Raw genomic sequence first — 25,597 nt, 5'->3', positions numbered from 1 at the left:
CTCAGCTGGCCGTGCCCTCGGCGTCCGGGCTCGCGCTCGGCGACGCCGCGTCCGGGCTGGAGATGTCGGTGACCGGACCCTCCTCGTTGATGTACGGCAGCGAGTAGAAGATGACCGACTGGCCGGTGCTCACCAACGAGGGCACCCCCACCTCGCGGTAGCGCGGGTTGATCGAGACGTCGACCCGGTTCGCCTCCTCCTCGAGGGCGGCGCTGAGCGCGGTGGCGCTGCCGACGAAGGCTCCCTCGCCGAACTTCTGGCGGACCTCGGCGACAGGCAGCCCGCCCTCGATCGCCTCGGCCTTGACCAGGGCCTGGTAGACGGCCATCACCGACTCGTCGCTCACCTCGGCCGGAGGAAGCTGCTGGTTGAACACCTGCAGCAGGTCGACCCACTCCCCCCAGAGCTTGGCGTACTCGGTGGTGGCCGGCACCCGCAGGCTCTGCTCCAGCTGCTGCGGGGTGACCTCGTCGGGCACCTGGAGGTTCTTGGCAGCCGCCAACCGCTTGCCCAGCTCCAGGCTGACCAGGAGGTTCACCACGTCCTGCCGGGTGACGGGGGCCCGCAACTGCTCGGGCGACGGGGTCGCGCTGGCCTGGCCGGCCTCCTGGCGGACCGCGTCACCGTACTTCGCCTGCACCTCGTCGTAGATCCCGTTGACCCGGTCGAGCGAATAGGTCCTGTCACCGACGTACGCGGCGACGTCCGGCGCGGACTTCCCGCAGGCGGCGAGGGAGAGGACACCCAGAGCCGCGACGCTGGCGGCGGCGATCACACGGCGAGCACGCATGCCCGTCACTCTCTCATGCCCTTCCGCCCGCTGTGACGGCCCCCACCTCACCCGGCCGCGGCGACCAGCGGGGCGGGGGCGCCCAGCACGTCGGAGAGCAGTTGCGCACACCATTCGAGCAGCGCCTGGTCCCGCAGCGGCTCGCCGCCGATCCGACGCGTGGTCGGTCGGGGCACGCTGACCTGGTCGGTGGCCAGCTTGTAGACCGCGTCCGGGTGGTAGCGCTTGAGCCGCATCTGCTTCGAGTCGGGCAGCGGCAGCGGCCCGAACCGCACGTGCTTGCCCTGCATGGACACGTCGGTCAGGCCGTACCGGCGGGCCAGCAGACGGAACCGGGCCACCGCCACCAGGTTCTGCACGGGAGCCGGCGGCTCGCCGTACCGGTCGGTCATCTCGGCGACGACCTCGGTCAACCGCTCCTCGTCGCGGGCCTCGGCGAGCTTGCGGTACATCTCCAGCCGCAACCGCTCCACGCTCACGTAGTCGTGCGGCAGGTGCGCGTCGACCGGCAGGTCGATCTTGACGTCGACCTCCTCCTCCGGCCGCTCACCCTTGAACGCCGACACCGCCTCGCCGACCATCCGCACGTACAGGTCGAAGCCGACGCCCTCGATGTGCCCGGACTGCTCACCGCCGAGCAGGTTGCCGGCGCCACGGATCTCCAGGTCCTTCATTGCCACGTACATGCCGGCGCCCAGCTCGGTGTGCTGCGCGATGGTGGCCAGCCGCTCGTGGGCGTGCTCGGTGAGCGGCTTCTCCGGTGGGTAGAGGAAGTAGGCGTACGCCCGCTCCCGGCCCCGGCCGACCCGGCCACGGATCTGGTGCAGCTGGGCCAGGCCGAGCAGGTCGGCCCGCTCCACGATCAGCGTGTTGGCATTGGGGATGTCGATGCCCGACTCCACGATCGTGGTGCAGACCAGGACGTCGAACTCCTTCTCCCAGAAGCCGACCATTACCTTTTCCAGGGCGTCCTCACCCATCTGGCCGTGCGCGACGGCGACCCGCGCCTCGGGCACCAGCTCCCGCAGTCGCCGCGCCGCCCGGTCGATCGACTCGACCCGGTTGTGCAGGTAGAAGACCTGCCCGTCGCGGAGCAGCTCGCGGTGGATGGACGCGGCCACCTGCCTGTCGTCCTGCGCTCCGACGAAGGTGAGCACCGGGTGCCGCTCCTCCGGCGGGGTGGCGATCGTGGACATCTCCCGGATGCCGGTGATCGCCATCTCCAGGGTGCGCGGGATCGGGGTGGCCGACATGCTGAGCACGTCCACCGAGGCCCGCAGGGTCTTCAGATGCTCCTTGTGCTCGACGCCGAAGCGCTGCTCCTCGTCGACGATCACCAGACCGAGCTGCTTGAACCGGGTGGCGGTCTGCAACAGCCGGTGGGTGCCGATGACGATGTCGACGGTGCCGTCGGCCACCATCTCCAGCGTCCGCTCGGTCTCCTTCGGGGTCTGGAACCGCGACAGCTGCCGGATCTGCACCGGGAACTGGCTCATCCGCTCGGCGAACGTGTTGTAGTGCTGCTGCACCAGCAGCGTGGTCGGCACCAGCACCGCCACCTGCTTGCCGTCCTGTACGGCCTTGAAGGCCGCCCGGACCGCGATCTCGGTCTTGCCGTAGCCGACGTCGCCGCAGATCAGCCGGTCCATCGGGACGGTCTGCTCCATGTCCCGCTTGACCTCGTCGATCGCGGCGAGCTGGTCCGGCGTCTCCTGCCACGGGAACGCGTCCTCCAGCTCGCGCTGCCACGGCGTGTCCGGGCCGAACGAGTGGCCCTTTGACGCCTTACGGGCGGCGTAGAGCTGGATGAGCTGCGCGGCGATCTCCCGGACCGCCTTGCGTGCCCGCGCCTTGGACTTCTGCCAGTCCGAGCCGCCCATCTTGTGCAGCGTCGGCTGCTCACCACCCACGTAGCGGGAGAGCTGGTCGAGCTGGTCGGTCGGCACGAAGAGCCGGTCGCCGGGCTGGCCGCGCTTGCTGGCCGCGTACTCGATGACCAGGTATTCCCGGCTGGCGCCGTTGACGGTGCGCTGCACCAGCTCGACGTACCTGCCGATGCCGTGCTGCTCGTGCACCACGAAGTCGCCGGCCTTGAGCTCCAGCGGGTCGATGGTGTTGCGCCGCCGGCTCGGCATCTTGCGCATGTCCCGCGTCGAGGTGCCCCGACCGCCTGTGACGTCGTTGCCGGTGAGCAGCACGAAACGGGACGCCTCGTCGACGAACCCGCTGCTCAGCGCGCCGCAGGTGACGACCAGCTCGCCGGGGGCCGGCGCGGTCGGCACCTCCTCGGTGAGCCGGGCGCCCAACCCGGCGTCGCGCAGCACCTCCACCGCCCGCTGGGCGGGGCCGTGCCCCTCGAAGACCAGCGCGATCGACCAGCCCTCGCCGGCCCAGCGCTTCAGGTCGTCGACGACCCGCGACGTCTCACCGTGGTAGAGCGGTGCCGGCTGGGCGGCGAGGGTCACCGCGATGGCGTCGTCCGGGGTGACCGCTGCCTGCTCGGGCGCGTCCTCCCAGGGCTGCCGCGTCTCGGCCGTCTCGGCCTCAACCAGACCGAACGGGGACAGCGTCCACCACGGCTGGCCGAGCGTGCCGGCGGTGGCGCGGACCTCGCCGAGCGTGCGGAAGGCGGCGGCGCCGACGTCCACCGGGGCCTGGCCACCGACCGCGGCGGCGGCCCAGCTGGCCTGCAAGAACTCCTCCGACGTACGCACCAGGTCGTGCGCCCTCGTGCGGATCCGCTCCGGGTCGCACAGCAGGACGTGGGTGCCGGCCGGCATGGCGTCGAGCAGCAACTCCAGCGAGTCGGGGCCGACAAGCACCGGAGCCAGCGACTCCATCCCCTCCACCGGGATGCCCTCGGCCAGCTTGTCGAGGATCTCGGCCAGCTCGGGGTGCTGCTCGGCGAGCGCGGCGGCCCGGGCACGCACCTCCGGGGTGAGCAGCAGCTCACGGCAGGGCGGCGCCCAGAGCAGCGGCACCTGCTCGATGGTCCGCTGGTCGGCGACGGCGAAGGTGCGGATCTCCTCCACCTCGTCGCCCCAGAACTCGACCCGGGACGGGTGCTCGTCGGTGGGCGGGAAGACGTCCAGGATGCCGCCGCGCACCGCGAACTCGCCGCGCTTGGTGACCAGGTCCACGCGGGCGTACGCCATGTCGACCAGGCGGTGGGCGACCTCCTCCAGGTCCGCCTCCTCGCCGGCGGCGAGCTGCACCGGCTCCAGGTCACCGAGGCCCTTGAGCTGCGGTTGCAGCACCGACCGGACGGGTGCCACGACCACCCGCAGTGGCCCGGTGCCGCCGTGCGCGTCGGTCGCCTCCGGGTGCGCGAGGCGGCGCAGCACGGCCAGCCGGCGGCCCACCGTGTCCGAGCGGGGGGAGAGCCGCTCGTGCGGCAGCGTCTCCCACGAGGGGAAGACCACCACCTGCTCCGGCGGCAGCAACCCGCCGAGCGCGGCGGCCAGGTCGTCGGCCTCCCGGGTGGTGGCGGTCACCGCCAGCACCGGTCGCCCGGCCCCCTGCTCGTCGGCGGCGACCGCCGCGACGGCGAACGGACGCAGCGCGGCGGGAGCGGTGATGTCGAGGCCGTCAACCTGGGCGGCACCGGAGCGCGCCAGGTCACGCGCCCGGGTCAGCCCGGGGTCGGCCAGGGCGGCGGAGAACAGACCGGTGAGCAAGGCAAACCTTTCCGGGGAGTCGACGCACACGACTGCGGCCCCTCGTCCAGCCGGACGGGGGGTGCACGACAACAAGCCTATCCCCGTCCACCGACAGCCACCCCCTTCCGCCCAGGTCCGACGTCACTCCGGCGCGTCGCCCCCGCCCCTCCCTCCGCACCGCGCGCCCCGCACGCCATCCCGGTCCCAAGATCCGCGCAACGTCCCGGAAGTTGCTGCTTCCGAGACGCGGGAGGCAGCACTTTCCCTGATGTTGCGTAGATCTTGACCGATGGCCGGCCGGCATGGTCGGGTTTCGGCATGGGTGCGCAGTGGCGGGCACAGTTCGACGCGGAGGTGAGCTTCGCCAACGGCGGCGGGCTGCGTACCGAGGGGTTCCGGCTGGACATACCCGGGCGGGAGATCACCGACGATGATCTGGCGACGTTGTTCGTCAGGCATCTGGGGCTGCTGATGGTCGCCGAGGTCCGGATCAGCGCGAAGACGATCATCGAGGAGCCGCACAGGGGCGGCCGGGGCGTCGCCGTCGACGAGTCGGGCACCGACCGTCGGCTGGTCGAGTTGAGCCACGTGATCAGCGACGGGATGACCACCCTGCCCGGCTGGCCGGCGCCGCGGATCACCGACTGGCTGACCTTCGCGGCGTCCCGGGCGAACTACGCGCCGGGCACCGAGTTCCACGTGGCCCGGATCGACATGATCGCCAACACCGGCACGTACGTGGACACTCCCGCCCACCGCTGGGCCGGCCGCGCGGATCTGACCGGGGTGCCGCTGGACCGCCTCGCCGACCTGCCCGGCGTGGTGGTCCGGGTGCCGGCCGAGACCCGAGCCGTGGACCGACTGATGCTGGCCCCGTACGAGGTGGCCGGGCGGGCGGTGCTGCTGCACACCGGGTGGGACGCGCACTTCGGCACCGAGCGGTACGGCGCGCTGGAAGCGCCGTACCTGACCGGGGACGCCGCCCAGGCACTGGCCGACGCCGGCGCGGCAGTGGTCGGCATCGACTCGATCAACATCGACGACATGAGCCCGGCGGCCGGAGGCGTACGCCCCGCGCACAGCATCCTGCTCGCCGCCGGCATCCCGATCGTCGAGCACCTGACCGGCCTGAGCGCGCTGCCGCCCAGTGGGTTCCGCTTCACCGCGGCCCCGCCGATGGTGGCCGGCATGGGCACCTTCCCGGTCCGCGCCTTCGCGGTCGTCGGCCGGTGACCCCGCGACAGCGACGCCGGGTCGTGCGCAGCCGACCGGCAGCGCCGGCTGATCCACCGCGTCGGGCCGGGGGTGGACGGAGAAGATGGTGAGTCGGCAGCATTCCTGCGGAGAGTGGACGGTCGCCGCGCCAGGGGGAAGCGATGCCCGCTGAGGGATTCGGCAGTGATCCGCGTCGCCGCACGACGCCCGCGCGGTGGCGGGTGCTGGGGCACCCCGACGGGATGTTGATCTACCAGGTTCGCTGCATAGTGGAAGACCACGGGTGGACGGAGACCGTCGCGGAGGACCGGCACAAGATTGTCCTGGGTCGCTCCGGGGCGTACCGGCGTCGGCTGAACGGCAGGGTGGGGCTCTCCGACGCCACCTCGGTCCTGCTCACCCGACCAGGCGACGAGATGGCAGTGGCGCATCCGTTCGGTTGCGGCGACTCGTACACCTGCCTGGAGATCGATCCGGCGGTGCTCCTGGAGCGGCGGGACGCCGAGCGCTGGCTGGGCCAGGGCGGCTGGGCCGGCACGTCGGATGCCACCCTGGACCTGGCGCACCGCCTGCTGGTGGCCGAGTTCCGGCGTGGGCTGGACGGCTTCGAGATGGCCGAACGGCTCCAGCGGTTCCTGGCCCGCCTGCTGCACCACAGCGCCCTCCACTCCGACGACCCGGACGCCGAGGTGGAGCGGGCCGTCCGTCGACGGCCGGCGACCCTTGCCGCGCACCGGCGGCTCGCCGACCAGGCCCGGGAGGTGCTCGCCAACTCCGGGTTCACGATGGGTCTGGACGAGGTGGCCCGGCAGGTGGGCAGTTCGCCGCACCACCTCAGCCGGGTGTTCCAACGAATGACCGGCAGCAGCCTGACCGCCTACCGCAACCGGCTGCGGGTCCGTGCGGTGCTGGACACGCTCGCCGAGCCCGACGGCCGGCCGCTCGGCGCGCTCGCCAGCGAGTACGGCTTCGCCGACCAGGCACACCTGACCCGGGTGGTCCGCGAGCAGGTGGGCCACCCACCGGCCCGACTGCGCCGCCTGCTCACCGCGACCGGCGAAGACCCGACCGAAGCGGCCTGACCGAAGGCGGTCGGAGGTGCCGCACGGGGGGCGTGCGGCACCTCCTCAGGCACGCGCGAACGCGGCCCGCCCAGGGCCCGGCCGGGGCGTCGGACCTCCCCGAACAGGTCCGCGTGCCCGGGGGGCCGACCCGGTGGGGCGGCTTCCGAACCGACGTGATCCATCCTCCCGGCGTGCCCGTCCACGGTCTTGAAGAAAATTGCTCGTATCGCCGGCGGGTCAGTAGCGCACCGCGACACGTCACCTTCCGGACTGGAGGTACCGCAACACCGCGAGGACCCGACGGTGGTCGGTCTCGGTGGGCGGCAGACCCAGCTTGCCGAAGATGCTGGTGATGTGCTTCTCCACCGCCCCCACGCTGAGGAACAGCGCGGAGGCGATCGCCACGTTCGCGCGTCCCTCGGCCATCAGGGCCAGCACGGCCCGTTCCCGCTCGGAGAGACCGGCCAGGTGCCCTGGGCCCCTTGCCGCGCCGAGGAGCTGCGTCACCACCTCCGGATCGAGCACTGTCGCGCCCTCGGCGACGCGGGTCAGGGCGTCGACGAACTCGCCGACCTCGGCCACCCGGTCCTTCAGCAGGTAACCGACACCTTCGGCACCGCCAGCGAGGAGCTGCGCCGCGTACCGGGTCTCCACGTACTGGGAGAAGAGCAGCACCGGCGTGCCGGGATGGGCGGCGCGTACGGCGAGCGCGGCCCGCAGCCCTTCGTCGGTGTACGTCGGCGGCATCCGGATGTCGATCACGGCGACGTCGGGGCGGTGTTCGTCGACGGCGGCCCGCAACGCCCCCGGGTCGGCAACGGCGGCGAGCACCAGGTGACCTCGGTCGGCGAGCAGGTAACTGAGCCCGTCGCGGAGGATCCCGGAGTCCTCGGCGATGACCACGCGCAGCCCGGTCATCGCCGCACCGGGAGTTCCAGGGTGACGAGCGTCGGCCCACCCGGTGGGCTGTCGATCCGCATCGTGCCGTCCACGGTGCGGGCCCGGTCGCGCAGGCCGGCCAGCCCGCCGCCGGGCAGCGCGTGTGTCGTTTTCCCGATCACGGCACCGCCGCCGCCGTCGTCCGCGACCTGCACCCGCAGCAGACCGTCGAGTTGCCGTACCTCGACTGTCGCCCGCCGGGCCGCCGCGTGCTTGGCTACGTTTGTGAGCAGCTCGGCGACGCAGTAGTAGACGGTCGTCTCGACGGCAGGTGACGGTCTGTCGAGCACCTCGACCCGCAACCGCACGGGTACGGCGCCCCGCGCCACCAGGGTGTCCAGTGCCGCCTCCAGACCGTTGTCGAGCATCGGCGGATGGATGCCCCGGGCCAGGTCACGAAGGTCGGTGATGGCGATCTTCGCGTCCCGGTGCGCGGTCTCCACGAGCGCCCTGGCCTCGGGCGCGGCGTCACCGGCGAGCTTCTCCTTGGCCAGGCCGAGTTTCATGGCCAGGGCTACCAGTTGTGCCTGCGTACCGTCGTGCAGGTCGCGCTCGATGCGGCGCAGCAGCGCGGCGGCGTCGTCGACGGCCAGCGCGCGGGCCTCTTCGAGGTCGTCGACCCGCTCGTCGAGGCTGGTCGGCCCGAGCAGGCCGCGGATCAACAGCCCGTCCAGGAGCAGGACCAGGCGCAGCAGCCAGGTGCCGGCGAGGAGCATCCCGGCGCCGATCCCGGCCAGCAGGAACGACCGCGGCCAGGTGTCGAACAGGAAGTCACCGAGTTGCAGGGCGGCGCGCTGCGACCACCAGAGGGGATGGCTCAGCAGGAACACCGGGTAGCAGAGGAAGGCCGCGATCACCGCCGTCGCCACCAGGGTCACCGGCAGCTTCACGATCAGGTATGCCAGCGCCCGCCAGCCGGTGGCATCGCCGAGGCCGCTCCGGACGTACCCCACCGGCCCGGGTCGTCGTCGGACCGGTCGCGGGCCCGCCACCCGCAACCCCAGCGTCGCCCGGGCCAGCGCGCGGTGCAGCCATCCCCAACCGCGAGCGCCGAGGACGCCTGAGGCGAGCAGCGGCAGGCCGAGCAGCGTCAACGCGAGCGCCCCGCCGACGACCACAGTGACGACGGCGTACGCGAAGCCGACCACCGCCAGCGGCAGGCTGGCCAGCACGTACCCGACCTGGTTGCGGAGCTGCCGGAGACGCGTCATCTGATCCTCCCGACCGTGCCGGACGACACCGTCCCGGACGAGCCGGCAGCGGGTGTTCCGGATCAGCATGCCCGGATGCGGGCCGTCCGCCCAGCCGGACAACCCGTCGGGTTAACCCCACCCGATCGGCGGGAGAGCCACATGCCGCTGCGGTCCACAGGCCGGCACTGTCGACGGCAACACACGTTTCGTCGATGGGAGCAGGTCGTGATGCGTTCGTTCTGGACCGTGGTGGTGTCGGTAGGCACGATTGTCGCCACCCTCGCCGTTCCACCTCAACCGGCCCGCGCCGACAGTCGGGCGCCGGAACGCCTTGCGTTGGCCGCCGCGCTCGACCAACTGGTCGCGGACGGCTTCCCCGCGGCGACGGCCTACGGGCGTGTGGACGGCCGACGGTGGCAGCTGGCGGCGGGGGTGGCCGACCGGGCCACCGGGGCGCGGGCCCGGCCGGAGGACCGTTTCCGGATCGGCAGCAACACCAAGGCGTTCGTCTCCACGGTGCTGCTGCAACTGGTGGGCGAGGGCCGACTGACCCTCGACGACCCGGTCGAGCGCTGGCTGCCGGGGGTCGTCCAAGGCAACGGCAACGACGGTTCGACGATCACCGTGCGGCAGTTGCTCAACCACACCAGCGGCATCTGGGACCCGACCGGCGAACGGAGCTTCTGGGCCCCGTACCTGGACGAGCACGACTGGGACCGGGTCATCACACCCCGTACGGTGATCGCCCTGGCGGTGGCTCACCGGCCGGAGTTCGCCCCCGGCGCCTCGTGGCGCTACTCGAACACCAACTACCTGCTGGCCGGTCTGATCATCGAGGCGGTCACCGGCCGGGACGCGGCGACCGAGGTGCGGCGGCGGATCATCGGGCCGCTCGGCCTGAGTCAGACCTCGTTCCCGATCACCGACCCGGAGATCCACGGCCGGCATCTGCACGGCTACGACCTGACCGGTCGGGACGTGACACGGTTCAGCCCGTCGTACGACTGGACGGCCGGGGCGATGATCTCGACGACGGCTGACCTGGCGCGGTTCCACCGGGCGTTGTTCGGCGGACGACTGCTCGCGCCGGCACAGCAGCGAGAACTGGAGACCGTGGTGCCGATGGGCGACTCGCCGAACGAGTACGGCCTGGGGGTGCAGCGGGTGATGCTGCCGTGCGCGTCGGGCGCGATCGGAGTGTGGACGACCGACGGCGGCGGGCCGGGCTTCACAAGCATCGCGGCGACCAGCCCGGACAACTCCCGGCAGCTCGTCCTGGCCGCAAACGTCTACGACATCGACCGGGACGTCCAGGGGCAGCTTCCGGTGCCGTCGAGCGCGGGTCTCCTGGCCGCCCTGCGATCGGTCCTCTGCGCGAACGGCTGATCAGGAATCGTGCACCGCCCGCCGGCGCGGGCGGTGCACGGATCTCAGTAGCGCACCGAGATGCGGCCCTCGATCGCGTCGACAAGGATCTCCCCGCCGTACGGGATGATCAACTGCGGGTCGGTGTGGCCGAGGTCGACGTCGAACACCACCACCGCCTCCGGGTTGTAGAGCGCCAGGGCACGGGTGATGGCGTCCCGCTGTGCCTCACCCCAGGCCCGCCGCTCGGGCACCGTCAGTGGCTTGTCGAAGTCCCAGGCCTTCGGCCGGCCGACGACCACCGCCGGAAAGGCGGCGAGCAGCCCCCGCTCCCCCAGGTTCCGCACGATCCGAAAGACCTCCTTGGCGCTCGGCATCTCCTGCGAGGTCTCGACGACCAGCACGGACCCGTCCAACTCGGCGGCGGTCGGCACCCGGTCGGTGGCCAGCAGCCAGTGCACGATCTCCAGGCAGCCGCCCCAGGTGCGCCCCCGTACGACCCGCGCCGGCCCCTGCCAGCGCCAGCCCTCGCCCGGCAGCATCTCCGGCTCGTACGCCAACGTCTCCGGCTCGGACCACGAGTTGGGCTGGTCGCCCCACTCGCGGGCGGGCGACAACTCGTACCAGTCGCTCGTGAACAGGGCGGCGCGCAGCGAGTCGAAGGTCAACGGGTGCGGACGGCCCGGCCGGCCGAGGTGCACAAGCACCGAGCCGCCGTGGTAGGCGACGATCCCCAGCCGGTAGAGGTGGTTGAGCACGTTCGTGTTGTCGGAGTAGCCGAAGTAGGGCTTCGGATTGGCCCGCAGCACATCGTCGTCGAGGTATGGGGTGACAGTGATCAGGTCATCCCCGCCGACGGTGGCGAGCACCGCGGTGATCGTCGGGTCGGCGAAGGCGGCGGTCAGGTCGCGGGCCCGGTCACGAGGGTCGGCCCCCATCTCGCGGGTCGTCGGGTACTCCACGGGCTCCAGTCCGAACTCCGTGCGCAGCCGGCGCAGCCCCAACTCGTACACGTGGGGGAAGATCGCCGGCAGTCCGGCGGAGGGGGAGACGACCGCGACCCGGTCGCCCGGCTTGGGTTTGGCGGGGTAGCTGGGTGACACCATGATCAGACGCTAACGGGCGGCACCAGGGGTTTTTGGCCCGTAGAAACGCCACAAGCAGGGCAAACGCCCCCTTAGGCTGGCCTGGTGGACGAGGCGTCGGAGGTCCGGGTACGCGACTGGCTCCCCCGTACCGCCGGTCTGCTGCTCGGCACCCTCGCGCTGGCCGTCGCCTTCATCGCCGCGTACGTCGGCGCCCTGCACCAGCCCCACCCCCGCGACGTGCCGGTCGGCGTGGCGGCCAGCGACCAGTCCGCGCGCACGGTCCTGGCCGCCGTCCGCGACCGGACCAACAAGATCAAAGCCATCGAGTACGCCGACCCGGGCGCCGCCGACGACGGCCTGACCAGCCGCGAGGTGTACGCCGTGCTCAGCGCCGCCCCCGACGGCGGGCTCGTCCTGACCACCGCCAGCGCCGGCGCGCCGTCCGCCACCGACCTGGTCATCCAGGTGCTCACCAGCGCCGCCCAGCAGGCCCGGGTGCCGCTGCGGGTGACCGACGAGGTGCCGGTGGCCGGCACCGACCCCCGCGGCCTGGTCCCCTTCTATCTGGCCATCGGGTACGTCCTCGGCGGATACCTGGCCTCGACAGTGCTCGGCATCTCCGCCGGCACCGCCCCGCGCACCCTGCGCGCCGCCGGACTGCGCATCGGGGCGCTGGCCGTCTACAGCGTGGTGCTCGGCATCGCCGGGGCGGTGATCGTCGGCCCGGTGCTGGACGTCTGGCACCACGACCTGCCGGCCATCGCCGGCACCGGCATGCTGGCCGCCTTCGCCGCCGCGATGGTCGCCGCCGCGGTTCAGGGCTGGCTGGGCGTCCTCGGCACCGGGCTGGTGATCCTGTTGCTGGTGGTGCTCGGCAACCCGGGCTCCGGTGGCATCTACGCCCCCGAGTTCCTGCCCACCTGGCTGCGCGGCATGCACCGCTGGAACGTGCCCGGCCTGGCCACCGACCTGATCAAGTCGGCCGTGTACTTCGACAGACGCTCGATCGGCTGGCCGCTCACCGGTCTGGCGCTCTGGGCGGTGCTCGCGCTTGCCGCCCTGCTCGGCGCGACCGGGGTACGGGGGCGCCGGGCGATCGCCCGCGCAAGACCCTGAAGTGATCTCCGGGGTGTTCCGTGTCACGGCCCGGTATGCGGAGAGCCCCTCCTGCCGGCCGGCCCGGCGCGGATACCATCCAGGGAGTCGGACAGCGCTGTCCTTCGTACTCACGTAAGGAGCGCATCGTGACCGACCAGCATGACCACGACGGCCCGGACGCCGCGCTGCGCGCTGACATCCGCCGACTCGGCACCCTGCTCGGCCAGACGCTGGCCCGCCAGGAGGGGCGCCCACTGCTCGACCTCGTCGAGGAGATCCGCGCCCAGGTCCGCTCCGACGTCCCGGCCGCCGCCCAGCGGCTCGGTGGGCTCGACGTGACCACCGGCACCAAGCTGGCCCGCGCCTTCTCCACCTACTTCCACCTGGCCAACATCACCGAACAGGTGCACCGCGCTCGGGACCTGCGTCGCCGCCGCGCCGTGCAGGGCGGCTGGCTGGACCAGGCGGCCAAGATGATCGCCGAGCGGGGGGTGCCGGCCGAGGAGATCGCCGCCGCGGCCCGCCGGCTTGCGGTCCGGCCGGTCTTCACCGCCCACCCGACCGAGGCGGCCCGCCGCTCGATCCTGTCCAAGCTGCGGGCCATCGCCGACGAGCTGGACACCGAGACCGCCAACGCGATCCTCTACGGCGCCAGCGACGAGGGCCCGGCCAACCGCCGGCTGGCCGAACTGCTGGACCTGATGTGGCAGACCGACGAGCTGCGCCTCGACCGGCCCGACCCGACCGACGAGGCCCGCAACGCCATCTACTACCTGCGCGACCTGTACGCCGAGGCCGCCCCGCAGGTGCTGGACGACCTGGCCGACACACTGCGCACCCTCGGTGTGGAGACGTCGCCGACGGCCCGCCCGCTGAGCTTCGGCACCTGGATCGGCGGCGACCGCGACGGCAACCCGTTCGTCACCCCGGCGGTCACCCGCGAGGTGCTGACCATCCAGCACGAGCACGGCATCGCGGCCACCGAGAAGGCGATGGACCACCTGATCAACGAGGTCTCGGTGTCCCGCCGACTGCGCGGGGTGTCGCTGGACCTCTCCGCCAGCCTCGCCGCCGACCTCGACGCGCTGCCCGAGGTGGCCCAGCGGTTCCGTCGGGTCAACGCCGAGGAGCCGTACCGGCTCAAGGCGCGCTGCGTGAAGGCCAAGCTGGCCAACACCCGGCAGCGGCTGCGCCAGGGCACCGCGCACGTCCCGGGCCGCGACTACCGCGGGTCCGCCGAGCTGATCGCCGACCTGGACCTGCTGCGCGCCTCGCTGGCCCGCAACTCCGGGCAGCTCACCGCCGTCGGCCGGCTGGCCTCCACCATCCGGACGGTCTCCGCGTTCGGCCTGCACCTCGCGACGATGGACGTCCGGGAGCACGCCGAGAAGCACCACGAGGTGCTCACCCAGCTGTACGGGGCCGTCGGCGAGGTGTCCGACTACCCGTCGTTGAGCCGGTTGGAGCGCACCAAGCTGCTCGCCGACGAGCTGACCGGCCGTCGACCGCTCTCCACCCTGGACACCCCGCTGACCGAGAGCGCCCGCAAGACGTTCGACGTGTTCAGCACGATCCGCGAGGCGCAGGACCGGTTCGGCGACGAGGTGATCGAGTCGTACATCATCTCGATGACCATGGGCGTCGACGACGTGCTCGCCGCCGTGGTGCTCGCCCGCGAGGCCGGGCTCGTCGACGTGCACAGCGGCCGGTCCCGGATCGGTTTCGTGCCGTTGCTGGAGACCCCGGCCGAGCTGAACGCCGGTGGCGAACTCCTCGACGAGCTGCTGTCGCTGCCCGCGTACCGGGCGCTCGTCGCGGCCCGCGGCGACGTGCAGGAGGTCATGCTCGGCTACTCCGACTCCAACAAGGAGGCCGGGATCACCACCAGCCAGTGGTCGATCCACCGGGCCCAGCGCGCGCTGCGTGACGTGGCCGCCCGGCACGGCGTACGCCTGCGGCTGTTCCACGGCCGCGGCGGCACTGTCGGGCGCGGCGGCGGCCCGACGCACGAGGCGATCCTGGCGCAGCCGTACGGCACGCTTGACGGCGCGATCAAGGTGACCGAGCAGGGCGAGGTCATCTCCGACAAGTACACCCTGCCCTCGCTTGCCCGGGAGAATCTGGAGCTGACCCTCGCCGCTGTGCTCCAGGCGACGCTGCTGCACACCGCTCCCCGGCAGCCGGCCGAGATGCTGGAGCGCTGGGACGCGACGATGGACGTGGTCTCCGAGTCCGCGTTCCGGTCGTACCGGACCCTCGTCGAGGACCCGGACCTGCCGGCGTACTTCTGGGCGTCCACCCCCACCGAGCTGCTCGGCGCGCTGAACATCGGCTCCCGACCGGCGAAGCGACCCAACACCGGCGCCGGGCTGTCCGGGCTGCGGGCCATCCCGTGGGTGTTCGGCTGGACGCAGACCCGGCAGATCGTGCCGGGCTGGTTCGGTGTCGGCTCCGGGCTGGCCGCCGCCCGGGAGGCCGGACTGGCGGACGTCCTCGCCGAGATGCACCGCAACTGGCACTTCTTCCGCACGTTCCTGTCGAACGTCGAGATGATGCTGACCAAGACCGACCTCAGCATCGCCCGCCGGTACGTCGAGACACTGGTGCCGAAGAAGCTGCACCCGATCTTCGAGCAGATCGAGCGGGAGTACGAGCTGACCAAGCGCGAGGTGCTGGCGGTGACCGCCTCCCCCGCCCTGCTGGAGAACTCGCCTGTGCTCCAGCGCACCCTGGCCGTCCGGGACACCTACCTGGAGCCGCTGCACCACCTCCAGGTGGCCCTGCTGCGGCAGTACCGGGAGTCCGGCGCGGCCGGTCGTGCCGTGGCCACCGCACCGGGTGGCCGGCGCGCACCCAGCGACGGCACGGCCCTGGAGCGGGCGCTGCTCACCACCGTGAACGGCATCGCCGCCGGCATGCGCAACACCGGCTGACCGGTCGGCACAGCAATCGGGCCCCGGTCGTCACGACCGGGGCCCGTTGCACGCCTCAGCAGGTGATGTTCACCAGTCGGCGGCTCGGGCGCTCACCAGTCGCCGCCGCCGCCGAAGTCACCACCACCGAAGTCACCCCCACCGAAGCCGCCACCACCGAAGTCACCGCCGCCGAAGCCGCCGCCGCCGACGTCACCGCCGCCGGCGAAGTCGCCGCCACCGAAGTCGCCCGCCTGGTCACCGCCGCCGAAGTCGCCGCCCTGGTCACCGGCGTCGCCACCCTGGTCGCCGCCATCGGCACCCTGGTCGTCGGCGTAGTCGGCGCCGTCACCGAAGCCCTCCTGGTAGCCCTCGTCGTAGCCGTACCCCGGGTCGGCGAAGGCAGGCGAGAACAGCGCGTCGGCGATCAGCATGCCGCCGAGCACACCGGCCCCCGCGCCCAACGCGGTCTTCCACCACGGCGTCGAATACCAGCCGGCCGGCACCGGCCGACCCTGGTAGCGGCCGCCGGGGTAGTAGTAGGGCGTCTGCCTTCCCGGCTGCGGGCCGGCCCGGAAGGTCTGCCCCTGCACGTCGACCTCGCGCTCCTTGGTGAGCTGCCCGACGCCTCGCGCGGCGGCCAGCGCCGGCACCTCGGGGCCGGGATCGATGCCCAGCGCGGTCCGCGCCGCCCGGATGTACGCCAGTCCCTCCAGCGCGGTCTCCCGAGCGAGCGCGAACTGGTGCGGCGTACGCGCCTGCTCCAGCTGCGAACCCGCCGCGTTGTACCGCTCACCGGCGTCGGCAAGCGCCTGGCGGACCGCCGGCTCGTCGCCCTGCAGGGTCAACAGCTGACCACCGAGCCGCTCGTACCAGCGGTGCGCCTCCGCCCGGGCGTCGCCCAGCTCGGTGCGCCGACGGGCGGTGGACTGGGAGCGGATGAGCGCCGCGGCGCCCAGCGCCCCGATCACCACGATGGCGAGGCACAGCACAAGTTCCATGCCATCGAACGTACCCCCGGGTGTCTCGTCGTAGCCGTCTGGCAAGCTCCGGTGATGGACGTCTCGACGTTGCTGGTGGTGATCGTGTGCCTTGGCGCCGGCGGGGCGGTGGGCTGGCTGGCGGCCCGGTCCCGGTCGGCGGCCGACATCGCCCGGCTGGATGCCACCCTGACCGCGACCCGGGAGGGCGAGGGGCGGCTGGAGCAGTCCATGCGGGCGCTGAGCTACGAGGCCACCGCGCAGTCGCAGGAGGCGGTGGCCCGTGCCGTGGCGCCGCTGCACGACAGCCTGCGCCGCTACGAGCAGCGGGTCGCCGAACTGGAGCACGACCGCGTCGACGCGTACGCCGAGCTGCGCGAGCAGGTCCGCTCGATGAACGCGGTCTCCGGGGAGCTGCGCACCGAGACCAAGCAGCTGGTCGCCGCGCTGCGCGCGCCGCAGGTGCGGGGCCGCTGGGGCGAGCACCAACTGCGCCGGATCGTCGAGGCGGCCGGCATGCTGGAGCACTGCGACTTCTCCGAGCAGGTCACCGCCGCCACCGACGACCAGGTCGTCCGCCCGGATCTGGTGGTCCGCCTGCACGGCGGCCGGTCGGTGGTGGTGGACGCGAAGGCGCCCTTCGACGCGTACCTCACCGCGATGGAGGCCCGCGACGAGCGCGGCCGGGACACCCACCTCGATGCACACGCCCGACACCTGCGGGGGCACGTCGACGCCCTGGCCGCCAAGTCGTACTGGACCGCATTCGACAGCTCGCCCGAGTTCGTCGTCCTGTTCGTGCCCGCCGATCCGTTCCTCGACGTCGCGCTCCAACGCGACCCGACGCTGCTGGAGCACGCGTTCGCCCGCAACGTGGTGCTGGCCACGCCGGCCACCCTGGTCGCCCTGCTCCGTACGGTGGCCTACTCGTGGCGCCAGGAGGCGCTGGCCCGCAACGCGGTGGCGGTGCACACCCTCGCCCGGGAGCTGTACGGCCGGCTCTCCACCCTCGGCGACCACGTGGGCAAGCTCGGCTCGTCGCTTGCCGGCGCGGTGACCGCGTACAACAGGGCGGTCGGTTCCCTGGAGGCGCGGGTGCTGGTCAGCGCCCGCAAGCTGGCCGAGCTGGGCGTCTCGGACGACGACCTGGCGACCCCCGCCCAGATCGAGCTGACCCCCCGCCAGCCGCAGGCGCCGGAGCTGCTGGACGACGCCGACCGCTGACCGCTGCGCAGGCCGTCAAGGTCGTCAGCCGCGGTGGGCACCCTCCACGACGAACGGCGTGCCCTGCTGGCAGGTGGTCATCAGGCCCGTCTCCACCCGGCCGGTGACGGTGACCCGGGCACCGGCGGCCAGGACGTCCCGGGGGCCGCCCACCAGCAGGTACCCGTCGAGCAGCAGGCAGTTCGGCTCCACCCCGGCGGTGATCGTGCCGGTGAGTTCGGTGGCGCCGACAGGCGGCGGGACGGTGGGCCCGCCCGGCGACTTGAGCGGCGGGGAGGGCGTGGCCGCCGGGGCGGGGGTGCTCGGCGAAGCCGAGGTGGGCTGCGCGCTCGTTGTCGACGTTGTGTCGGGGGTGGCGGGGCCGTCCGTCCCACCGCAGGCGCTCAGCGCCGCGCAGACGACCAGGGCGGGGACGACGAGCCGAAATGTCCTCATGCCGCCTTCGACGCACCGGGCCGGCACGGCGTTCCCCCATGATCCGGCACCCGAGACCGCGTTTCCGCGCGGCCCTTCGCCCGAACTCGCTCAGCCGCGGTTCGCGGCGGCCTTCATGTCGCGCTTCAGCTCCTGCGGCAGCGAGAAGACGAGCCGCTCGTTGGCGGTGGTGATCTCCTCGACGTCGCCGAAACCGCGTGCGGCCAGGTGCGCCAGCACGTCGTGGACCAGGTCCTCCGGGACGCTGGCGCCGGAGGACACCCCGACCGTGCGGGCGTCGGTCAGCCAGGCGTCGTCGATCTCGTGGGCGAAGTCGACCAGGTGACCAGCGCGGGCGCCGGCGTCCAGGGCAACCTCGACCAGCCGGACCGAGTTGGAGGAGTTCGTCGAGCCGACGACGATCACCACGTCGCACTCGGGGGCGATCTCCTTGACCACGTGCTGCCGGTTGGACGTGGCGTAGCAGATGTCGTCGCTGGGCGGGGACTGGAGCAGCGGCAGCCGAGTCTTGAGCCGGGCGACCGTCTCCAGCGTCTCGTCCACCGAGAGCGTGGTCTGGGAGAGCCAGACGACCTTCTCCGGATCGCGGACGGTGATCTTGTCGACGCCGTCCGGACCGTCCACGAGCTGGATGTGCGCGGGCGCCTCGCCGGCGGTGCCGATGACCTCCTCGTGCCCCTCATGGCCGATCAACAGGATGTCGTAGTCCTCGGCGGCGAAGCGCTTGGCCTCCTGGTGCACCTTGGTGACCAGCGGGCAGGTCGCGTCGATGGCCTTCAACGAGCGTTCCCGGGCCTGCTCGTAGACCTCGGGCGCCACACCGTGGGCGGAGAAGATGACTGTGGCGCCCTCGGGCACCTCCTCGTTCTCCTCCACGAAGATCGCGCCCTGGGCCTCCAGGGTCTGCACGACGTGCTTGTTGTGCACGATCTGCTTGCGGACGTAGATCGGGGCGCCGTAGAGCTTCAGCGCCTCCTCGACGGTCTGCACGGCGCGATCCACACCTGCGCAGTAACCGCGGGGCTTGGCCAGGAGCACGCGCTTGCCGGTCCGGAGATCAGTCACCCCCCCATCCTACGTGCCCGCCCAGACCCCACCACTCGCCCGCAACCCCTCACCCCAGCTCGTTGATCATGAAGTTGTTGCCGCGACACGCCGCCGCCCAGCGCAATAACTTCATGATCGACGGGGTCTGGTGGGGGTGGTCGTAGGGTGGGCGCGTGAGTGGGGTTGGTGGGAGCAGCAGCAGCGCGGAGGAGCCCTGGCCGGTCCGGGTTGTCTCGCAGAAGGTTGGAGCTTGGATCGCCAAGCTCGGCTGGGTGTGGGTGGACGGGCAGGTCGCGCAGATCAGCCGCCGCCCCGGAGCCACCACCGTCTTCCTGACCCTGCGTGACCCGTCGGCCGACCTGAGCCTGACCGTCACCACCAACCGCGACGTGTTGGACGCCGGCGCACCGGAGCTGCGTGAGGGCGCCCGCGTGGTGCTGCACGCCAAGCCGGAGTTCTACGCCGCGCGGGGCACGTTGAGCCTGCGCGCCGACGAGATCCGGCAGGTGGGGCTCGGTGAGCTGCTGGCCCGGCTGGAGAAGCTCAAGAAGCTGCTCGCCGCCGAGGGGCTGTTCGACCGGGCGCGCAAGCGGCGGCTGCCGTTCCTCCCGGGCCGGATCGGGCTGATCACCGGCCGCGCGTCGGCCGCCGAGCGGGACGTGCTGACCAACGCCCGGCGGCGCTGGCCCGCCGTGGAGTTCCGGACGGTGAACGTCGCCGTGCAGGGCCCGTCCGCCGTGCCGCAGATCATCGACGCGCTCAAGGTGCTGGACGCCGACCCGAGCATCGACGTGATCATCATCGCCCGGGGCGGTGGCGGCATCGAGGACCTGCTGCCCTTCTCCGACGAGGCGCTCTGCCGGGCCGTCTTCGGCTGCCGTACGCCGGTGGTCAGCGCGATCGGCCACGAGACGGACACGCCGCTCATCGACTACGTCGCCGACCTGCGCGCCTCCACCCCGACCGACGCGGCCAAGCGCGTGGTCCCCGACCTCACCGAGGAGGTACGCCTCATCGGCCAGGCCCGGCACCGCCTCCAACGGGCGGTCCACAACCTCGTCGACCGGGAGTCCCACCGTCTCGACAGCCTGCGATCCCGGCCGGTGCTGGCCCGCCCGCAGGTGATGGTGGAGCACCGCGCGACCGAGCTGACCGCGCTGCGCCAACGGGCCGGGCGCTGCCTGGACCACCGGCTCGCCGGCGCCGACGACGACCTGCGGCACACAGTGGCGCGGCTGCGCGCCCTCTCCCCCGCCGCCACCCTCGACCGGGGGTACGCCATCGTGCAGCGCGCCGACGGGCACGTCGTGCGGGCGGCGGCCGAGGTGGGCAAGGGCGACCCGCTGCGGGTACGCCTCGCCGACGGTGAGCTGGCCGCCACCGTCGACGGCTGAGCGGAAGCGCCGACGCGGTGACCCGGACACGGGTGTGCTGAGATGGACGCGATGACTGACGACACGAAGGCCGGGCCGGACGAACGGCTCAGCTACGAGCAGGCCCGCGCCGAACTGGCCTCGGTGGTCGAGCGGCTGGAGGCCGGCGGCACGTCCCTGGAGGAGTCGCTGGCGCTCTGGGAGCGCGGCGAGGCGCTGGCGGTGATCTGCCAACGCTGGCTGGACGGCGCGCGGGCGCGGATCGACGCCGCCCGCCAGGAGCCCACCTCCTGAGCGTCGGGTGGGATGGCCGGAGCCACCCCACCCGCGTACGACGATCAGTTGAACAGGCTGTAGAGCTCGGCCGGCGCCTCGACGACCTGGTCCGCCGGCGGCTTCTGCGCGGCGGTGGCGGCGCCGTAGTCGGAGTACGTCATCTTGATCTCCTGGGCGGTGGTCTGCCCGCCGGCCGGGAGCTGCAACACCAACTCGCTGAGCCGGCCCTGCGGGTCGACCTTCGCGGTGAACGGGACGGTCTTCGCCTGGGTGCCAAGCGCCGCGATGGTGGCGGCGTTCAGCGAGCCGGCCTCGGCTGCCTTGGTGACGTCGATGGTGCCGGCGTACGTGCCGGTGCCGGTGCTGCGGACCTCGGTGATGCCCTGGGTCAGCACCGCGCTGCCGGCCGGGTCGACCTTCTCGAAGTCGAAGCCGAGGTTCTTGTTGCCCTTGATGCGGGCCTGGTCGAGGTGCTGGTACTTGCCGAGGTTGAGCTGCTTGATGGCCGGCAGGCTGTTGGCGGTGGGGCCGGTCAGCTCCAGCTTGACCCAGCTGTCCGGCTTGGCGTGGATGACGTCAAGCTTCATGGCGAGGTCGGAGGAGGGGCCGCCGATGGAGAACTTCATCGCGGCGCTCTGGCTCGGCTGGTGCACCTGCCCCTCGGCGGTGGAGCCTGCGCCGGAGAGCGTGAACCGGAAGTTGCCGTTGCTGATCTCCTTGGTGGAGTCGAGCAGCGCCTGCTTGGCATCGCCTGACACCGGTGCACCGCCGGACGCACTGGGCGCGCCGGACGCGCTCACCGTCGGGGACGCGGTCGATCCGGCGGTGCCGGTCGTGCCCGCGCAGGCGGCCAGGGCGGGCGTGAACAGGGCGGCGGCTACCAGGCCGGCACCGAGTCGTCGAACAGTCATACGTGTCTCCCAAGGGGGTCACCCGACGACCTGGTCGGCGCCGGAAACCGGGCGACGCGGCAGCCCGTCGGCCACGTCGCGCGATCCGGGCCGAGCAGCGCGCCCGAATCACTCCCTCTCTGTTCCCTGTCGACGGGGCGGACAATCACCCTTCTGTCCGGTTGCCGTGGCGACCGATGCCGGAAAGTCAGGACCGGGGCGACCTGAGGCCGCCCCGGTCCGCAGTGAAGGCCTACTTGAACAGCTCGTACGTCTCCGCGGGAGCCTCGACGATCTTGTCCGCCGGCGGCTTCTTCGCGCCGGTACCGGCGCCGTAACCCGCGTACGCGATCTTGATCTCGTGCGCGGCGGCGTCGCCGGCGGCCGGCACCGGGATGACCAGCTCGGTGAGGCGGCCCTGCGGGTCCAGCTTGGCCGTGAACGGCAGCGCCTTGGCCTGCGCGCCCAGCGCCTTGACGACATCCTCGTCGAGGGCTACCGAATCGGTGGAGGCGCTGATGTCGATCTTGCCGCTGTAGGTGCCCTCGCCGGTCTTCTGCACCTCGGTAACGCCCTTGACCAGCGTCTCGCTGTCGACCGGGTCGAGCGTCTCCGGGTCGAGCTGGAGATCCTTGACGTCCTTGATCTTGGTCTTGTCCAGGTGCTGGTACTTGCCCTTGTTCTTCGTCCCGCCGGGGATCATGGCGGCTACGGCCCCACCGAGGTCCATCTTCACCCAGCTCTCCGAGTCGATGTAGATCAGATCCATCTCCATCGACACGTCCTCGGAGGCGTCGCCCAGCTTCATGGTGAGCTGCGCGCTGTTGCTCGGCTTGTGCACCAGGCCGCCGCCGGTCATGTCGGCGCCGGTAACGGTGAAGGTGAAGTCGCCCTTGGCCATCTCCTTGGTGGAGGCGAGCAGTGCCTCCTTCGGATCGGCAGGCACGGCCGGGGCGGACGAGCTCGGGGCGGCGGCCGGCTCGGCAGCGTCGGACGAGCACGCGGCCAGGCCGGGGACGAGCAGGGTGGCGGCGAGGAAGCCGAAGCTCCACCGTCGAATATTCACTGAGATCTCACTTCATGAAGATGGACATGGCCCGGCCGCGAGCGCGGACCGGACCGAGCCGAGGGAGCCTAGCGGATACGTCCGTCAGCGAGGGTCCAAAATCGATCAGTGCAGCGCGCCGGCGAGGTCGCGCAGCTCGTTGTCGCGGGCATCGCCGACGACGAGCACCGTGCGGGTCGGCTCCAACAGGACCAGCGCCTGCTGGTTTCCCCGGGCCGTATAGCGCTGCCAGGTGCGCCCGCCCAGCTCCGTCGGGCCCTGTGGCTGGCTCTGGTCGGTCAGCTCGGCCGGCAGCAACCGCTCCGCTGGCACGTTGCTCTGCAGCAGTTGAACGCCCCGTCCCTCCGGCGTGAGGTAACCGATCCGGAGGTTCGCCCCGCCATCGACGGTCTGGTAGCGGGCGCTGACCGTACGCCAGCCGGAGCCGAGCCCCTGCGGCTCGCTCACCGGGAAGGTGTTCGCCGACCGCGCCTGCTCGATCGCCGGGGCCGCGTCGACAGTCGTGGCCTGATCGCCGCCGAGGAAGCCCCGGTAGAACGCCAGCAGCAGCGCGATCGGGATCAGCAGCACCAGCAGCGAGATCGCCATGTCCTTCGGCGACCGCTCGGCCTTGGGCGCCGCGGCCGCCACCCGCGGCGGCGGCGCGGGCCGCTCACCGGTGGCCGGAGTCGGCTCACCGGCGACACGGGCCGGCTCGCCGGCTGCCGGGATCGTCGGGCCCGTCGCGGTGGGCTCGGCGCCGGCGGGGAGGTCGGCCGGCGGCTGCCCGTCGGGCGGCGTGCGGTCGGCGGGTACGCGGTCGGCAGGCTGTGCGGGTTCCACCCTGCCATCTTCGCAGCTTCCCGACCGGCGGTATCCGGCCCATCACCGCCCCGCACCGACGCCCGTTCGGCCATCGTGTGAGGATCAGCGACAAAGCCGGCAGCGGGGCGCTCCGCCGCCGGCCGTCCCCGCACCGTCGCGAGGAGGAGCAGCCGTCATGACGAACACCAGGACGCGGATCCCACAGGATCTCGACCGTAACCTGGCCCTCGACCTGGTCCGGGTCACCGAGGCCGCGGCGATGGCCGCCGGCCGCTGGGTCGGCCGGGGCGACAAGGAGGGTGGCGACGGCGCCGCCGTCGACGCCATGCGCAAGCTGATCAACTCGATCCAGATGCGTGGCATCGTCGTGATCGGCGAGGGCGAGAAGGACAACGCCCCGATGCTCTTCAACGGTGAGCACGTCGGCGACGGCACCGGCCCGGAGGTGGACGTCGCGGTCGACCCGGTCGACGGCACCACCCTGATGAGCAAGGGCATGCCGAACGCGGTGGCGGTGCTCGCCGTCTCCGAGCGAGGCGCGATGTTCGACCCGAGCGCGGTCTTCTACATGGAGAAGCTCGCCGTCGGTCCCGCGTACGCCGACGTGATCGACATCAACGCCGGAGTGGCCGAGAACCTGCGCCGGATCGCCAAGGTCAAGGGCACCGACGTGTCCGAGGTGACGGTCTGCGTGCTGGACCGCAGCCGCCACGACGACCTGGTCACCCAGATCCGCCGGACCGGGGCGGGCATCCGGTTCATCTCCGACGGCGACATCGCCGGCACCATCGCGGCGGCCCGCGGCGAGTCGGACGTCGACGTGCTGATGGGCATCGGCGGCACGCCCGAGGGCATCATCTCGGCCTGCGCGCTGAAGTGCATGGGCGGGGCGATGCAGGCCAAGCTCTGGCCGCGCGACGACGAGGAGCGGGAGAAGGCGCTCGCCGCCGGGCACGACCTGGACCGGGTGCTCGGCACCGACGACCTGGTCACCGGGGACAACTGCTTCTTCGTGGCGACCGGGGTCACCTCGGGGGACCTGCTGCGCGGGGTGCGGTACCGGGCCGGCGGCGCGTACACCCAGTCGATCGTGATGCGCTCGAAGAGCGGCACCATCCGGGTGATCGACTCGTACCACCGGTTGGAGAAGCTGGCTCTCTACTCCGCTGTCGACTTCGACGGTCGTCCGCTGGCCGAGCAGGAGTGAGCGGCACCGACACGGCGACCCCGCAGACGCTGTCGGCCACCCGCCGGATCCTGGGTGTCGCGCTGGCGTCGGTCTCCGGGGTCGCGGTGGCGGTGCAGTCTCGGATCAACGGCGAGCTGGGCGTACGCCTGGCCGACGGGTTCGCCGCCGCGGTGGTCTCGTTCGGCGTGGGTCTGGTGGTGCTGCTGGTGCTGGTGCCCGCCACCCCCGGCGGGCGACGGGGGCTGACCGCGCTACGTCGCGCCCTCGCGGCCGGCGCGCTCCGGCCCTGGCAGTGCCTGGGCGGCATGTGCGGCGCGTTCCTGGTGGCCTCCCAGGGCCTCACCATCGGCACGTTGGGCGTGGCGGTCTTCACCGTGGCCGTGGTCGCCGGCCAGTCCGGCAGCAGCCTCGCCGTGGACCGGGCCGGCATCGGTCCGACCGGCCGGCAGCCGGTGACCCGACAACGGCTGGCCGGCGCGGTCCTCACCGTGCTCGCGGTCGGCCTGGCCGTCGGTGATCGACTCGGCGCTCCGGGCACGCTGGCGCTGGCCCTGCTGCCACTTGTCGCCGGGGTGGGCACGGCCTGGCAACAGGCGGTCAACGGACGGGTCCGGGGGGCGGCAGACAGCGCGTTGACCGCCACGCTCGTCAACTTCGCCGTCGGCACGGTCACCCTGCTCGTGGCGTTCGCCATCGACCTCGCGGTACGGGGTTGGCCGACCGGCCACCTGCCGAGCGAGCCGTGGCTCTATCTGGGCGGACCGATCGGCATCGTGTTCATCGCGATCGCCGCCGCGATCGTACGGTTCACAGGTGTGCTGCTGCTCGGCCTGGCCACCATCGCCGGCCAGATCGTGGGGGCGGTCCTACTGGACCTGGTGCTGCCCACGGCGGCCTCCCACCCCGGCGTGAACACCCTGCTCGGGGCGGCGCTGACCATGGTGGCCGTACTGATCGCCGCGCTCGCGCCACCCGCCCGCCGCTGACCGG

21 protein-coding genes are annotated in these 25,597 nt (G+C 72.2%); 10 read left to right on the top strand and 11 right to left on the bottom strand.

Annotated elements, in window-relative coordinates; translation table 11 throughout:
• Nucleotide 1: 1 nt before the first annotated feature.
• Nucleotides 2-790 (bottom strand): hypothetical protein, encoded by a 789-nt coding sequence (locus tag ACGFIE_RS11450; protein ID WP_393293546.1) that lies wholly within the window; start codon nucleotides 788-790, stop codon nucleotides 2-4.
• Between the two features lie 47 nt (nucleotides 791-837).
• On the bottom strand, nucleotides 838-4,467 hold the full coding sequence (gene mfd / locus ACGFIE_RS11445; RefSeq protein ID WP_393293544.1) for a transcription-repair coupling factor: 3,630 nt from the start codon (nucleotides 4,465-4,467) through the stop codon (nucleotides 838-840).
• A 300-nt stretch (nucleotides 4,468-4,767) separates the two neighbouring features.
• On the opposite strand from mfd, the gene ACGFIE_RS11440 reads away from it, so the two are divergent.
• Both ACGFIE_RS11440 and ACGFIE_RS11435 read left to right on the top strand, forming a co-directional pair.
• Nucleotides 4,768-5,682 carry a cyclase family protein gene (locus tag ACGFIE_RS11440; protein ID WP_393293542.1) on the top strand — a complete coding sequence of 305 codons (915 nt, stop codon included), beginning with the start codon at nucleotides 4,768-4,770 and terminating at the stop codon, nucleotides 5,680-5,682.
• A gap of 143 nt (nucleotides 5,683-5,825) precedes the next feature.
• Entirely contained in the window at nucleotides 5,826-6,746 is a 921-nt protein-coding gene (locus tag ACGFIE_RS11435; RefSeq protein WP_393293540.1) for a helix-turn-helix domain-containing protein, read from the top strand.
• Nucleotides 6,747-6,986: 240 nt separating this feature from the next.
• Here ACGFIE_RS11435 and ACGFIE_RS11430 read toward each other — a convergent pair whose 3' ends face one another.
• Nucleotides 6,987-7,637 (bottom strand): response regulator transcription factor, encoded by a 651-nt coding sequence (locus ACGFIE_RS11430; RefSeq protein ID WP_393294625.1) that lies wholly within the window; start codon nucleotides 7,635-7,637, stop codon nucleotides 6,987-6,989.
• Nucleotides 7,638-7,642: 5 nt separating this feature from the next.
• Nucleotides 7,643-8,878 (bottom strand): sensor histidine kinase, encoded by a 1,236-nt coding sequence (locus tag ACGFIE_RS11425; RefSeq protein ID WP_393293538.1) that lies wholly within the window; start codon nucleotides 8,876-8,878, stop codon nucleotides 7,643-7,645.
• Between the two features lie 210 nt (nucleotides 8,879-9,088).
• Between ACGFIE_RS11425 and ACGFIE_RS11420 the strand changes: the two genes are divergently transcribed.
• Nucleotides 9,089-10,246: a serine hydrolase domain-containing protein gene (locus ACGFIE_RS11420; RefSeq protein ID WP_393293535.1), complete on the top strand. Its 1,158-nt coding sequence runs from the start codon at nucleotides 9,089-9,091 to the stop codon at nucleotides 10,244-10,246.
• A 44-nt stretch (nucleotides 10,247-10,290) separates the two neighbouring features.
• On the opposite strand, the gene ACGFIE_RS11415 is transcribed toward ACGFIE_RS11420, so the two are convergent.
• Nucleotides 10,291-11,331, bottom strand: a complete 1,041-nt coding sequence (locus ACGFIE_RS11415) for a S66 peptidase family protein (RefSeq protein ID WP_393293532.1) — start codon at nucleotides 11,329-11,331, stop codon at nucleotides 10,291-10,293.
• Nucleotides 11,332-11,415: 84 nt separating this feature from the next.
• Here ACGFIE_RS11415 and ACGFIE_RS11410 point away from each other — a divergent pair, with 84 nt between their 5' ends.
• Nucleotides 11,416-12,429: a hypothetical protein gene (locus ACGFIE_RS11410; protein ID WP_393293529.1), complete on the top strand. Its 1,014-nt coding sequence runs from the start codon at nucleotides 11,416-11,418 to the stop codon at nucleotides 12,427-12,429.
• Between the two features lie 128 nt (nucleotides 12,430-12,557).
• Nucleotides 12,558-15,344: a phosphoenolpyruvate carboxylase gene (gene ppc / locus ACGFIE_RS11405; RefSeq protein WP_393293526.1), complete on the top strand. Its 2,787-nt coding sequence runs from the start codon at nucleotides 12,558-12,560 to the stop codon at nucleotides 15,342-15,344.
• Nucleotides 15,345-15,436: 92 nt separating this feature from the next.
• Here the strand turns inward: ppc and ACGFIE_RS11400 are convergent, their stop codons facing one another.
• On the bottom strand, nucleotides 15,437-16,324 hold the full coding sequence (locus ACGFIE_RS11400) for a hypothetical protein (RefSeq protein ID WP_393293523.1): 888 nt from the start codon (nucleotides 16,322-16,324) through the stop codon (nucleotides 15,437-15,439).
• Nucleotides 16,325-16,378: 54 nt separating this feature from the next.
• Here ACGFIE_RS11400 and ACGFIE_RS11395 point away from each other — a divergent pair, with 54 nt between their 5' ends.
• Nucleotides 16,379-17,527: a DNA recombination protein RmuC gene (locus ACGFIE_RS11395; RefSeq protein WP_393293521.1), complete on the top strand. Its 1,149-nt coding sequence runs from the start codon at nucleotides 16,379-16,381 to the stop codon at nucleotides 17,525-17,527.
• A gap of 24 nt (nucleotides 17,528-17,551) precedes the next feature.
• Here ACGFIE_RS11395 and ACGFIE_RS11390 read toward each other — a convergent pair whose 3' ends face one another.
• Nucleotides 17,552-17,962, bottom strand: a complete 411-nt coding sequence (locus tag ACGFIE_RS11390) for a hypothetical protein (RefSeq protein ID WP_393293518.1) — start codon at nucleotides 17,960-17,962, stop codon at nucleotides 17,552-17,554.
• A gap of 90 nt (nucleotides 17,963-18,052) precedes the next feature.
• The gene (locus ACGFIE_RS11385; RefSeq protein WP_363678525.1) at nucleotides 18,053-19,027 is read right to left on the bottom strand and encodes a 4-hydroxy-3-methylbut-2-enyl diphosphate reductase; all 975 of its coding nucleotides are present in this window, start codon (nucleotides 19,025-19,027) and stop codon (nucleotides 18,053-18,055) included.
• Nucleotides 19,028-19,182: 155 nt separating this feature from the next.
• Here ACGFIE_RS11385 and xseA point away from each other — a divergent pair, with 155 nt between their 5' ends.
• Together xseA and ACGFIE_RS11375 are read left to right on the top strand one after the other, a co-directional pair.
• Nucleotides 19,183-20,403 carry an exodeoxyribonuclease VII large subunit gene (gene xseA, locus ACGFIE_RS11380; RefSeq protein ID WP_393293515.1) on the top strand — a complete coding sequence of 407 codons (1,221 nt, stop codon included), beginning with the start codon at nucleotides 19,183-19,185 and terminating at the stop codon, nucleotides 20,401-20,403.
• 51 nt (nucleotides 20,404-20,454) lie between these two features.
• Entirely contained in the window at nucleotides 20,455-20,676 is a 222-nt protein-coding gene (locus ACGFIE_RS11375) for an exodeoxyribonuclease VII small subunit (protein ID WP_030486721.1), read from the top strand.
• Nucleotides 20,677-20,720: 44 nt separating this feature from the next.
• Here ACGFIE_RS11375 and ACGFIE_RS11370 read toward each other — a convergent pair whose 3' ends face one another.
• The 3 genes from ACGFIE_RS11370 to ACGFIE_RS11360 all read right to left on the bottom strand — a co-directional run bounded on the left by ACGFIE_RS11370 (nucleotide 20,721) and on the right by ACGFIE_RS11360 (nucleotide 23,436).
• Complete coding sequence (locus ACGFIE_RS11370; protein WP_393293512.1) at nucleotides 20,721-21,569, bottom strand: hypothetical protein; 849 nt, start codon at nucleotides 21,567-21,569, stop codon at nucleotides 20,721-20,723.
• Nucleotides 21,570-21,801: 232 nt separating this feature from the next.
• Entirely contained in the window at nucleotides 21,802-22,614 is an 813-nt protein-coding gene (locus tag ACGFIE_RS11365) for a hypothetical protein (protein WP_393293510.1), read from the bottom strand.
• Nucleotides 22,615-22,719: 105 nt separating this feature from the next.
• Entirely contained in the window at nucleotides 22,720-23,436 is a 717-nt protein-coding gene (locus ACGFIE_RS11360; RefSeq protein WP_393293508.1) for a DUF4245 domain-containing protein, read from the bottom strand.
• A 157-nt stretch (nucleotides 23,437-23,593) separates the two neighbouring features.
• Between ACGFIE_RS11360 and glpX the strand changes: the two genes are divergently transcribed.
• Nucleotides 23,594-24,625 carry a class II fructose-bisphosphatase gene (gene glpX, locus ACGFIE_RS11355; RefSeq protein WP_363678513.1) on the top strand — a complete coding sequence of 344 codons (1,032 nt, stop codon included), beginning with the start codon at nucleotides 23,594-23,596 and terminating at the stop codon, nucleotides 24,623-24,625.
• Nucleotides 24,622-25,593 (top strand): DMT family transporter, encoded by a 972-nt coding sequence (locus tag ACGFIE_RS11350; protein ID WP_393293506.1) that lies wholly within the window; start codon nucleotides 24,622-24,624, stop codon nucleotides 25,591-25,593. The genes glpX and ACGFIE_RS11350 overlap by 4 nt, the downstream gene beginning before the upstream one ends.
• Nucleotides 25,594-25,597 lie beyond the last annotated feature (4 nt).

Source organism: Micromonospora sp. NPDC049275, assembly GCF_043197115.1.
GTDB lineage: Bacteria > Actinomycetota > Actinomycetes > Mycobacteriales > Micromonosporaceae > Micromonospora.
Note: the sequence above shows the minus strand (reverse complement) of the source record. Positions and strands in the feature narration are given on the sequence as shown.